Source organism: Streptococcus sp. ELY_90, from assembly GCF_058314475.1.
Map to the genome: position 1 here is coordinate 26,105 of NZ_JBZFUJ010000017.1, position 10,319 is coordinate 36,423.

Below are 10,319 nucleotides of genomic sequence, written 5' to 3' on the forward strand. Positions count from 1 at the left end.
GAAAGACTGTCTGTCCCGTTAATTGAGGTGGCACCGTGTTAGCTAGATTTAACGCCCTCACACAGATTTTTCTGTGTGGGGGCTTTTTCGTGTCTGGGAAATACTGGTGTTTGTCTTCTTTTTATGATTTATTCAAAAATGTAAAAAACAGGTGATAGTTATGGCAAGTATTCAGAAACTCAGAAATCAAATTGATCAGCTAGATCATCAATTATTAGTTTTATTGGCAGAGCGCCAGCAGATGGTTGAAAAGATTGGGCGGTTAAAGCCTGTCAGAAACACAGCGGCTGTCGCTGCCCCTAAACGAGTAAAACAAGTTCTTCAAAGCAGACAGCAGGAGGCAGAAACCTTAGGCCTATCAGCAGATGTTGTGCTTGCTGTCTGGCAAGTTATGATTGAATCTTTTACAGCTTTAGAACTTAAAGTCAATAGCAATCAGGAAGTGAACAAAAAAGGAGACTTATCGTGAAAAAGATATTAAATGCTGATATTTTGACTCCAATCCTTGCTTACATGCGCGTGCAGGGTGAGCACAAGGTGATTTTGGAGTCCATCCCCAGAGAAAAAGAGAATGCCCGTTTTTCAATCGTCGCTTACAATCCTGTTTTTGAAGTTAAGTTTGAAAACGGCAGCCTGACAGAAAACGGCCAAGTTGTTGAAGGCGATCCTTTAGATTACTTCAGTCAGCTGACAGTCAAAGCGCAAAAATCTCAGGACCTGCCTTTTAACGGCGGAGCCATTGGTTTTGTTGGTTACGATATGATCAGCCTGTATGAGAATATCGGTCAGATTCCCAAGGACAGTATAGGCACGCCGGATATGCACTTTTTTGTTTATGAATCTTATTTGATTTTCGATCATAAAAAAGAAAAAGTGGCTGTTGTTGAGGAGAATATCTACAGCCACAGAAGCCAAGCCGCTCAGAAAGCTGCTCTTGAGAGGATTCTGACAGATTTGAAAACACAGTCTGACGATGAATTTTCAGAACGTGATCTGCATCCGCTGACCTTTAAGAATCATTTGAAAGAAAGTGAGTTTAAGGAGATGGTGACAAAGGCCAAGCAGCTTATCCGCCAGGGAGATATGTTTCAGTGCGTGCTCAGTCAGTCCTTTACAGCTGACCTTAAGGGCAAGCCCTTTGATTTTTATCGAAATCTGCGCGTGACCAATCCTTCCAATTACCTCTATTTCTATGATTTTGGCGATTATCAGATTATCGGTGCCAGTCCTGAGAGTTTAGTCTCTGTCAAAAACAGGGTAGTGACGACCAATCCTATCGCTGGGACACGCCCGCGGGGAGCAGACGAACAAGAAGACGGAAGGCTGGCAGAGGATTTACAGTCAGATGCTAAAGAGACTGCCGAACATCGGATGCTGGTGGATCTTGGCCGCAATGATATTGGGAAGATTGCTGAGGTTGGTACTGTGGAAGTGACCAAGTATATGGACGTTGAATTTTTCCGCTATGTCATGCATTTAACCAGTGTGGTTAAGGGAAGACTGCTGCCGGAATTAAGCGCCATGGATGCTCTTAAATCAACACTTCCGGCAGGAACAGTTTCGGGTGCTCCAAAAATCCGTGCGATGAACCGTATTTACGAATTGGAAAAGGAAAAACGCGGTATTTACGCCGGTGCGATCGGCTATCTGTCAGCAAGCGGTGATATGGATTTTGCCATTGCCATCCGGACAATGATTGTTAAAAATCATAAGGCCTATGTTCAGGCCGGTGCCGGAATTGTGTATGACAGCATCCCTGAAAATGAGTACTATGAGACTATTAACAAAGCCAAAGCTATGACGAGAATAGGAGAAGTTCTATGATTTTGCTGGTTGACAACTATGATTCGTTTACTTACAACCTAGCCCAGTACTTAGGACAGTTTGCTCATGTCAAAGTGCTTAGAAATGATGCGGCAGAGCTTTATCAAACGGCTGATGAAGCGCATGCCCTAGTCCTGTCTCCGGGTCCTGGCTGGCCGGCCGCTGCCGGTAAAATGGAAAATGTGATTAAAGATTTTGCGGGAAGGAAACCGATTTTAGGCATTTGTTTGGGACATCAGGCTATTGCTGAAAGCTTTGGCGGGCGCTTGGGTTTAGCTCATCAGGTTATGCACGGCAAGCAAAGTCAGATGTTTCTTGAAGTTCCTTGTCCGATTTTTGATGGATTGCCAAATCAGCTTGATATTATGCGCTATCATTCTATTGCGGTTGAGGAGCTGCCAAAGGATTTTGAGGTTGTTGCCAAAACCACAGACGATGCAGAAATTATGGCTATCCAGCACAAGACGCTGCCGATCTACGGTTTGCAGTATCATCCGGAATCTATCGGAACTCCTCAAGGTTTGAAAATGATTGAGAATTTTGTCAAGATAGCAGGAACCATTTAGAAGGGATATACAATGAAAGAAATCTTTGAAAAATTAGCTGTTCAAGCAGATTTATCAGAAAATCAGATGACAGCCGTCGCTGAAAAAATTTTAAGAGGTCAGCTGTCGGAGGCTCAGATAGCAGCATTTTTGATGGCTTTAAAAATCAAAGGGGAAACCCCCGAAGAAATTTTAGGCTTGGTCAAGGCTATTAAAGAAAATGCCGTCCTAATACCCAGTCAGGCACAGGATGCTATGGATAACTGCGGCACGGGCGGTGACAGGTCATTCAGCTTTAATATTTCAACGACCTGCAGCTTTATTCTTGCGGGGGGCGGTATCCATCTTGCTAAACACGGCAACCGCTCTATTTCTTCAAAATCAGGCTCTGCTGATGTGCTGGAAGCCTTAGGAATCAGTGTTGATCTGCCGCCTGAAAAACTGGCTCAGGTTTTAGATGAGACAGGGATTGCCTTTCTCTTCGCACAGAAGATGCATCCGGCTATGCGCTATATTTCTCCTGCCAGACAGGCCTTGGGGATTCCGACCATTATGAACCTCATTGGTCCTTTGACCCATCCGATGAATCTGGACACGCAGCTCATGGGGCTCTATCAGGCTGATTTACAGCATGATCTTGCTCAGGTCTTAAAACTTCTCGGCCGCAGACGCGCTGTTATTATCACGGGGCCTGACAATATGGATGAGGCTGCGCTTTACGGGGTTAATCATTATACCTTGCTGGACAAAGGAAACATTTCGCAGGGCAGTTTTAGTTTTAAGGATTTGGGTTTGCCCGAGGTCAGTCTGGATGATATCAGGGGCGGTGATGCTCAGGAAAATGCTCGGATTCTTATCAGCGTTTTAAAAAATGAACCCAGTCCCTACCTTGAAACAGCTGTTCTTAATGCCGGTCTTGGCTTTTTTGCCAATGGCAAAGCAGATACTCTGGCAGAAGGGGTTGATTTGGCACGGGAGGTTATCGCATCAGGGAAAGCTTATGCTAAGCTGCAGGCATTACAGGAGGCGCAAGTTGACTAAAGAATTTCTACCAACCATTTTAAAACAAAAAAAGGAAGAAGTGGCAGCACTGACAATGCCTGAGCTAAGGCCTCTTCGCAAAACTTATCGGCTGTTTGATTTTTTAAAGGAACACGCTCATCAGCTGCAGATTATTGCTGAAGTCAAAAAGGCCAGCCCCAGCATGGGAGATATCAATCTTGATGTGGATATTGTCAAGCAGGCAGCAGCCTATGAAAGAGCCGGTGCTGCAATGATTTCCGTTCTGACAGATCAGGTCTTCTTTAAGGGAAGTATTGAATACTTAGCTGATATTTCGCAAAAAGTGCAGATTCCAACTCTGGCAAAAGATTTCATTATTGATGAGAAACAGATTGTGCGCAGCCGCAATGCCGGTGCGACGGTGGTTCTGCTCATTGCTGCAGCTCTGTCTGAGCAGCGTCTCAAAGAACTGTATGACTTTGCGACCGGCTTAGGTTTAGAAGTGCTGGTCGAAACACATAATTTGCCTGAATTAGAAAGAGCTCACAAAATCGGTGCTCAAATTATCGGTGTTAACAATCGCAATTTGGTCACCTTTGAAGTTGATATCAATACCAGTCTGGAACTATCAGCTTATTTTCGCGATGACCGGGTCTACGTGTCAGAGTCTGGTATTTTCAGTCGCCAAGACAGCGAGCTGCTTGCGCCGTATTTCAATGCTGTTCTTGTCGGTACGGCTTTGATGCAGGCAGATAGTATTGCAGATAAGATAAAGGAGCTGGCTATTGACAAAAGTTAAAATTTGCGGTTTATCCAGCCGGGACGCTGTGCTTGCAGCAGTCAGCGGCGGAGCGGATTATATTGGTTTTGTTTTTGCTCCCAGCAAGCGTCAGGTCAGTTTTGAGACAGCTAACAAATTAGCGGGAGATATTCCGGAGACAGTCAAAAAAGTCGGCGTTTTTGTCAGCCCGAGTTTAAAGGAACTGGAAGAAGCTGTCCGGACAGTTCCGCTGGACTTGGTGCAGGTGCACGGAGACTTTGATGAAGAACTGATAAATCAGATTTCAGTTCCAATGATCCGCGCAGTCCAAGTGACCAATGAAGAAGCTCTTGTATCAAGCAAGGCTCGGTATCTGCTCTTTGATGCTCCCTTGGCAGGGAGCGGTCAAACCTTTAACTGGCAGCTGCTCCAAAATAAATGTATTAAGCAGCCTTTCTTTATTGCAGGCGGTTTAAGTGCAGACAATGTCAAGGAGTGTATCCGCTGCTTTTCTCCCTATGCTGTTGATGTATCTTCGGGTGTTGAAACAGACGGTCAAAAAGACAGCCGAAAGATTATAAAATTTATAGAAAGTGTGAAAAAATGACTTATAATCAGCCAAATGAAAAAGGATTTTATGGAAATTTTGGAGGCCAGTTCATTCCTGAAACCCTGATGACAGCGGTTATTGAATTGGACGAAGCTTACCGTGAAGCCAAAGCTGATCCTGATTTTCAAAAAGAACTATCGGCCCTTCTTAAAGATTACGTGGGACGTGAGACCCCCTTATATTTTGCCAAACGTTTAACAGACCATATCGGAGGCGCCAAAATTTATCTGAAACGCGAAGATCTCAATCATACCGGCGCCCATAAAATTAACAATGCTCTCGGTCAGGTGCTGCTGGCTAAACGCATGGGCAAGAAGAAAATTATTGCCGAAACAGGTGCAGGACAGCACGGTGTTGCCACTGCAACGGCAGCTGCGCTCTTTGATATGGAATGCACTATCTACATGGGAGAAGAAGATGTCAAACGCCAGGCACTCAATGTTTTTCGCATGGAACTGCTTGGTGCCAAGGTTCATTCGGTGACAGACGGCTCGCGTGTCCTTAAAGATGCGGTCAATGCTGCGCTTCGTTCGTGGGTAGCTAATATTGATGATACACATTATATTATGGGATCGGCTTTAGGACCGGCACCTTTTCCGGAAATTGTTCGGGATTTTCAGTCAGTTATTGGCAGAGAGGCTAAACGCCAGTATGCCGATATTTCAGGCGGCAAGCTGCCGGACGCTGTCTTAGCCTGTATTGGCGGAGGGTCAAATGCTATCGGGCTCTTCTATCCTTTCGTCAATGATAAGAGTGTAGCTATGTATGGGGCAGAAGCCTCCGGACTTGGACTTGATACCGATAAGCATGCGGCTACCTTTGCCAAGGGGCGTCCCGGAATTCTTCACGGTGCTCTGATGGATGTCCTTCAAGATGAACACGGTCAGATTATGGAAGCCTTCTCTATTTCGGCCGGTCTTGACTATCCGGGTGTAGGACCTGAGCATTCCTATTTCAATGAAATTGGCAGGGCAACCTATGATTCTATTACTGATGAAGAAGCTTTGGAAGCTTTTAAACTGCTGTCTCGTTTGGAAGGAATCATTCCCGCTCTTGAATCCAGCCATGCTATTGCATTAGCGCAAAAAGTTGCCAAAGAACTGGGGCCGAATAAAGCGATTATTGTCTGTCTGTCAGGACGCGGAGACAAAGATGTTATGCAGGTCAAAGAACGTTTTGAGCAGGAAGGAAAATAAAATCATGGCAAAAACATTAACAGCACATTTACAGGAAATTAAAGCAAACGGCCGAGGACTTTTTGTTCCCTACATCATGGCAGGGGATCATCCCCAAGGTCTTGGCGGTCTTTTTGAGACCATTTCTTTTCTGGAAGAACAAGGAGTATCAGCTATCGAAATAGGTATCCCTTGGTCTGATCCTGTAGCTGATGGTCCTGTCATTGAGCTGGCCGGTCAGCGCAGCTTAGCTAAGGGAACATCGATGTCAGCGATTGTCAGTCTGCTCCAAGAAAAAAAGACTGAGGTTCCGCTTGTTATCATGACTTACTTCAACCCTGTTTTCCAATACGGTATCGAGCGCTTTATTGAAGAGCTAAAAAAGACTTCGGTTAAAGGCTTGATTATCCCTGATTTACCGCATGAACAGGAAGATTTTATCAAACCCTATCTTAAAAACACTGACATTGCTCTAGTGCCCCTCGTTAGTCTGACAACCGGTTTGGATCGCCAAAAAGAGCTGATTGAGGATGCTCAAGGATTTATCTATGCTGTTGCCGTCAACGGTGTGACTGGTAAGGCAGGCAGCTACCGTGAAGATTTGGATCAGCATTTAAAACGGCTGAGCAGTCTTTCTCCGATCCCTGTTTTAACAGGTTTTGGTGTTTCCAGTCCTGCTGATATTGAGCGTTTTAACAAGGTTTCAGACGGCGTTATTGTAGGTTCCAAAATTGTTAAGGCTCTGCATGACGGGCAAAAGCAGGAAATAGCAGATTTTATCAAATTCGGCAGTCATTATCAAAAATAAGAATAAAAAGCGGAAAGAGGATTATTGATGCGGTCAAAATGATGTCTTATTTCCGCTTTTTTGTGTCCTTTGATTTTTAATAAAATAAGAAATTTGTTAGTTTTTTCTCAGCTAAAAAAGATCAGAAGTCGTATAATAAAGATGAAAGCGTTTTATCTTTATTTAGAAAGGAAGTCAAAAACATGGTAGAAAAAACAGTAAAAGGCGCAGCTCTGGGCTTTCACGGACCATTAAAGGTTACTGTCGGTCTGGAAGACGGTAAAATTAAGTCTTTAGACAGTGAACACAGCAGCAAAGCTTTGGTTGGAGATCTGGGAATTGCCCAAATGAAAGCAGCCATGCTTGCACAGGGAACCGCCGATGTTGATGCTGTATCAGGTGCAACTTTTTCAAGTCTTGCTTTTAAGAATGCCGTTCAAAAAGCTTTGGCTGCTGACGCAGGAAAAATCAGTCAGGAAGAAGCTCTCGATCCTGAATCAGACAATCCCTATGCCGTTCAGCCTGACGTTGATGCTGTGACAAGTCCGTCTCTGGCCGTTATTCAGGAAGTGAAAAACACCTCATCGGCTCAGCCTGTCACTCCTTTGGATCAGGTTTCAGAATACGATGCCAGCTACGATTTGGTTGTTGTAGGTTCCGGCGGTGCCGGTCTGTCTGCAGCAGTTGAGGCAGCACACGGCGGCTTGTCTGTTCTGATTTGTGAGAAGGCCGGTATTGCCGGCGGCACAACGAATTATTCCGGCGGTGTGGTTCAGGCAGCAGGAACGCCTTATCAAAAAGCGCTCACGTCTTATCAGGAAGATACTCCTGAAAAACATGCCGAATTGTGGATTAAAGCGGGCGAAAATGTCATAGATGCTGATTTGGTAAGGGACTTAGCCCAAGGTGCGCCAAAAAATATCGAATGGCTCAGCCAGATGGGAATCAAGTGGACTTCTGTCTATGGGCACAGTCATATTCCTTATATTAAGGATGATATTTTTGCGGACCGTATCCACGTCTATGAAAATGGCGGTCAAGGCGGAGACGGTGTCGTTTTGACTCAGGCACTCTTCAAAGAAGCTCTTAAAGCCGGTGCCGAGATGGAATATAATACAACAGTAGTCTCTTTAATTCAGGATCAAGAAAGTAAGGCTATCCATGGTGTTGCTGCTCTTGTTGGCGGAAAGAAAAAGCTGATTGCTGCAAAGAAGGGAGTTCTGTTGGCAACAGCCAGTGTTGATCATAACCCTGCTTTGCTAAGGCTTACAATCCTCAGCAGTTCAACGATTTGGCTTTTAATACGGTTTTAACAGCAAAAACGAATACCGGCGACGGTATTCTAATGGGACTTTCTGCCGGTGCAGCAGTAACCGGTATGGGCGGCTGCATTGATTTTTGCGGTAAGACAGGCAATGCTACCAACAACCAAATTCCAACAATTCCTTTGATTTTTATCAATGGAGCAGGCAAGCGTTTTGTCTGTGAGGATGCGACCTATGCCTATCAATACCGGGCTATTTTCCAACAGGAAAAGCAGTTTATGGCTCCTACTTATATGATTTTTGATGACAATTCAATCAAGGAAGCAGGCAGTGCCTGGACAGCAGAAAGCTTAGCAGAGGATGTTGCTGCCGGACATGTGATCAAGGCTGATTCAGCAGAAGAATTGGCAGATCTGCTCCGCATTCCTAAGGACAACCTTGCTGAAACAATTCAGGAATGGAATAAAGCAATGGAAACAGGTACTGATCAGGCATTTGGACGCCGTACGGGTTTGAAAGCTCTAAAAGCCCCATTTTATGCTTATAAGAACTCTGCCAGCAATCTTGGTTCTATCGGCGGTCTTAAAATTAATGTTGACTGTCAGGTTTTAGACCCGTTTGACAAAGCTATTCCGCATCTGTACGCAGCTGGTCTGAATGCGGGCGGCTGGATTGCCGGATATTATCCGGGATCAGGTACAGCTATTTCCGGTATTGTGCACCAAGGACGTAAGGCTGCACAGCACCTATTGCACAGTTAGCTCAAATAGTAACATTGACAGAAAAAAGCAGCGAAATCAGGCCCCATGGCTCTCAAGCACAGGCAGCCTGTGCTTCGCTGTTTTTTATTGCTGTACAAAGTATCAAACTGAGATTATTTGATGCAGCAAAATAACGCTGTAGGCCAGAAAAATAAAGGGCACAAAAGGCAGACTCTCTGCTTGCTTTTTACAGAAAAAATAAGAAGCAATCCCTGCCAGGCTGGCAAGCTGAATCAGCCAGACGACTTCCTGAAAGCTAAGTGATAGGGACAGGGTTGCCAGATAAAGGAAATCACCGCTGCCAATACTGATGTTTTTTAGAGCAGCAACAATCCCGAACAAAAAGAGGATGATGCTGATAAGCTTTAAAGGATAAAAAAAGAGCAGCAAACCAGTAAATACCAGCCATACAATAAGAGGATAGGTCTGCTCTTTCAGATCGTAAAGGGACAGAAGAATCCCCATCAAAAGCAGGCACACTTGTGAAAATGCCAGCAGACTGAGTCCCAAACCTAGACCGATGAGACCGCAGAAAAATTCCGTGAAGGCGTACCTTAAAGGGATGGCACAGCCGCAAAAGCGGCAGCGGCTTTTATTGAAAATTTGTGACAAGACAGGAATCAAATCCCGCACGGCTAAGTATCTGTGACAGTTATTGCAGTGGCTGCGGGGACAAATAATTGACTCTTGCGGGAAGCGGTCAAAAACTAAGCCCAAAAAAGATCCCAATGAAGCACCGGAGATAAAGAATAAAAAAAGTTTCATATCTGATTATTCGTCAAAAAGGAAGCAAAATAGTTGCCTTTTAATTAGAATCGTTCTAAAATAGAGATGTAAATGAAATATGTTACAAGGAGGACTTACTATGACTAAGACAGACACACTTGTTGAAAATATCTATGCATCTATTACGCATCAAGTTGAACAGAAAGGAACGTCAGGCAAAGAAAAGACAAAGGCTGTGCTCAATCAGGCGGTAGCCGACTTGTCAAAGGCAGCTTCTATTGTGCATCAAGTACACTGGTACATGCGCGGAGCTGGTTTTCTTTACCTTCATCCGAAAATGGATGAGTTGATGGATGACTTAAACGGGCATCTGGATGAAATCAGCGAACGCTTGATTACTATTGGCGGCAGTCCGTTTTCAACTTTAAAGGAATTTGATGAAAATTCTAAGCTGGAAGAAGAAAGAGGAAGCTGGAATAAATCAATGGCTGATCATTTGAACCGTCTTGTAGAGGTTTATGGCTATCTGTCCACTCTTTATCAAGTAGGACTTGATGTGACCGATGAAGAAGGGGACGCTGTTTCTAACGATATCTTTACTGCTGCTCAAACGCAGGCACAAAAGACAATCTGGATGCTGCAGGCTGAACTGGGACAAGCACCGGGACTTTAAAATGATAATCTGAATGCGCTGCACAGCTATTCCCGCACAAAAAGAACCTGAGATTTATGTCTCAGGTTCAGACTGAAGACAAACTTCTTTTTGGAGGTTTGTCTTTTTTTAAAATTCTCCAGAAAGTATGTCCTGAGGTGACAATAACTAAGGCATTTACTTGAATTTGACCAAAATAAAAAGGCCTTCCT

Annotated in this window: 12 protein-coding genes; 11 read left to right on the top strand and 1 reads right to left on the bottom strand. The window is 44.4% G+C overall.

The genetic code is table 11. The features are described 5' to 3' along the window. Window positions 1–160: 160 nt before the first annotated feature. From AC4HAF_RS09300 to AC4HAF_RS09345, 10 genes are all read left to right on the top strand, one after another. Window positions 161–469 (top strand): chorismate mutase, encoded by a 309-nt coding sequence (locus AC4HAF_RS09300; RefSeq protein ID WP_491091544.1) that lies wholly within the window; start codon window positions 161–163, stop codon window positions 467–469. Further along, window positions 463–1,824 carry an anthranilate synthase component I gene (trpE, locus tag AC4HAF_RS09305; protein WP_491097547.1) on the top strand — a complete coding sequence of 454 codons (1,362 nt, stop codon included), beginning with the start codon at window positions 463–465 and terminating at the stop codon, window positions 1,822–1,824. The genes AC4HAF_RS09300 and trpE overlap by 7 nt, the downstream gene beginning before the upstream one ends. Beyond that, complete coding sequence (locus AC4HAF_RS09310; RefSeq protein WP_491097537.1) at window positions 1,821–2,390, top strand: aminodeoxychorismate/anthranilate synthase component II; 570 nt, start codon at window positions 1,821–1,823, stop codon at window positions 2,388–2,390. Before trpE ends, AC4HAF_RS09310 begins: the two co-directional genes overlap by 4 nt. A gap of 12 nt (window positions 2,391–2,402) precedes the next feature. Next, window positions 2,403–3,410 (top strand): anthranilate phosphoribosyltransferase, encoded by a 1,008-nt coding sequence (trpD, locus tag AC4HAF_RS09315; protein WP_491097538.1) that lies wholly within the window; start codon window positions 2,403–2,405, stop codon window positions 3,408–3,410. Next, window positions 3,403–4,170, top strand: coding sequence for an indole-3-glycerol phosphate synthase TrpC (gene trpC / locus AC4HAF_RS09320; RefSeq protein ID WP_491097539.1), 768 nt, complete (start codon window positions 3,403–3,405; stop codon window positions 4,168–4,170). Before trpD ends, trpC begins: the two co-directional genes overlap by 8 nt. Next, window positions 4,157–4,738, top strand: a complete 582-nt coding sequence (locus AC4HAF_RS09325; RefSeq protein WP_491097540.1) for a phosphoribosylanthranilate isomerase — start codon at window positions 4,157–4,159, stop codon at window positions 4,736–4,738. Before trpC ends, AC4HAF_RS09325 begins: the two co-directional genes overlap by 14 nt. Beyond that, entirely contained in the window at window positions 4,735–5,937 is a 1,203-nt protein-coding gene (gene trpB / locus AC4HAF_RS09330) for a tryptophan synthase subunit beta (protein ID WP_491097541.1), read from the top strand. The genes AC4HAF_RS09325 and trpB overlap by 4 nt, the downstream gene beginning before the upstream one ends. 4 nt (window positions 5,938–5,941) lie before the next feature. Beyond that, complete coding sequence (gene trpA / locus AC4HAF_RS09335) at window positions 5,942–6,724, top strand: tryptophan synthase subunit alpha (protein WP_491097542.1); 783 nt, start codon at window positions 5,942–5,944, stop codon at window positions 6,722–6,724. A 182-nt stretch (window positions 6,725–6,906) separates the two neighbouring features. Then, on the top strand, window positions 6,907–8,016 hold the full coding sequence (locus tag AC4HAF_RS09340; RefSeq protein ID WP_491097543.1) for an FAD-dependent oxidoreductase: 1,110 nt from the start codon (window positions 6,907–6,909) through the stop codon (window positions 8,014–8,016). Further along, the gene (locus AC4HAF_RS09345; RefSeq protein ID WP_491097544.1) at window positions 7,995–8,729 is read left to right on the top strand and encodes an FAD-binding protein; all 735 of its coding nucleotides are present in this window, start codon (window positions 7,995–7,997) and stop codon (window positions 8,727–8,729) included. Before AC4HAF_RS09340 ends, AC4HAF_RS09345 begins: the two co-directional genes overlap by 22 nt. Window positions 8,730–8,831: 102 nt before the next feature. Here the strand turns inward: AC4HAF_RS09345 and AC4HAF_RS09350 are convergent, their stop codons facing one another. Beyond that, on the bottom strand, window positions 8,832–9,494 hold the full coding sequence (locus AC4HAF_RS09350) for a prepilin peptidase (protein ID WP_491097545.1): 663 nt from the start codon (window positions 9,492–9,494) through the stop codon (window positions 8,832–8,834). Between the two features lie 100 nt (window positions 9,495–9,594). On the opposite strand from AC4HAF_RS09350, the gene dpr reads away from it, so the two are divergent. Then, window positions 9,595–10,128 (top strand): DNA starvation/stationary phase protection protein, encoded by a 534-nt coding sequence (dpr, locus tag AC4HAF_RS09355; protein ID WP_491097546.1) that lies wholly within the window; start codon window positions 9,595–9,597, stop codon window positions 10,126–10,128. The last annotated feature ends 191 nt before the right edge of the window (window positions 10,129–10,319 follow it).

Excerpts from the sequence above, each read along its gene's own strand:
- AC4HAF_RS09300 (WP_491091544.1), top strand. The coding sequence starts at position 161 with ATGGCAAGTATTCAGAAACTCAGAAATCAAATTGATCAGCTAGATCAT.
- AC4HAF_RS09310 (WP_491097537.1), top strand. The coding sequence starts at position 1,821 with ATGATTTTGCTGGTTGACAACTATGATTCGTTTACTTACAACCTAGCC.
- trpD (WP_491097538.1), top strand. The coding sequence starts at position 2,403 with ATGAAAGAAATCTTTGAAAAATTAGCTGTTCAAGCAGATTTATCAGAA.
- trpB (WP_491097541.1), top strand. The coding sequence starts at position 4,735 with ATGACTTATAATCAGCCAAATGAAAAAGGATTTTATGGAAATTTTGGA.
- trpA (WP_491097542.1), top strand. The coding sequence starts at position 5,942 with ATGGCAAAAACATTAACAGCACATTTACAGGAAATTAAAGCAAACGGC.
- AC4HAF_RS09340 (WP_491097543.1), top strand. The coding sequence starts at position 6,907 with ATGGTAGAAAAAACAGTAAAAGGCGCAGCTCTGGGCTTTCACGGACCA.
- AC4HAF_RS09350 (WP_491097545.1), bottom strand. The coding sequence starts at position 9,494 with ATGAAACTTTTTTTATTCTTTATCTCCGGTGCTTCATTGGGATCTTTT.
- dpr (WP_491097546.1), top strand. The coding sequence starts at position 9,595 with ATGACTAAGACAGACACACTTGTTGAAAATATCTATGCATCTATTACG.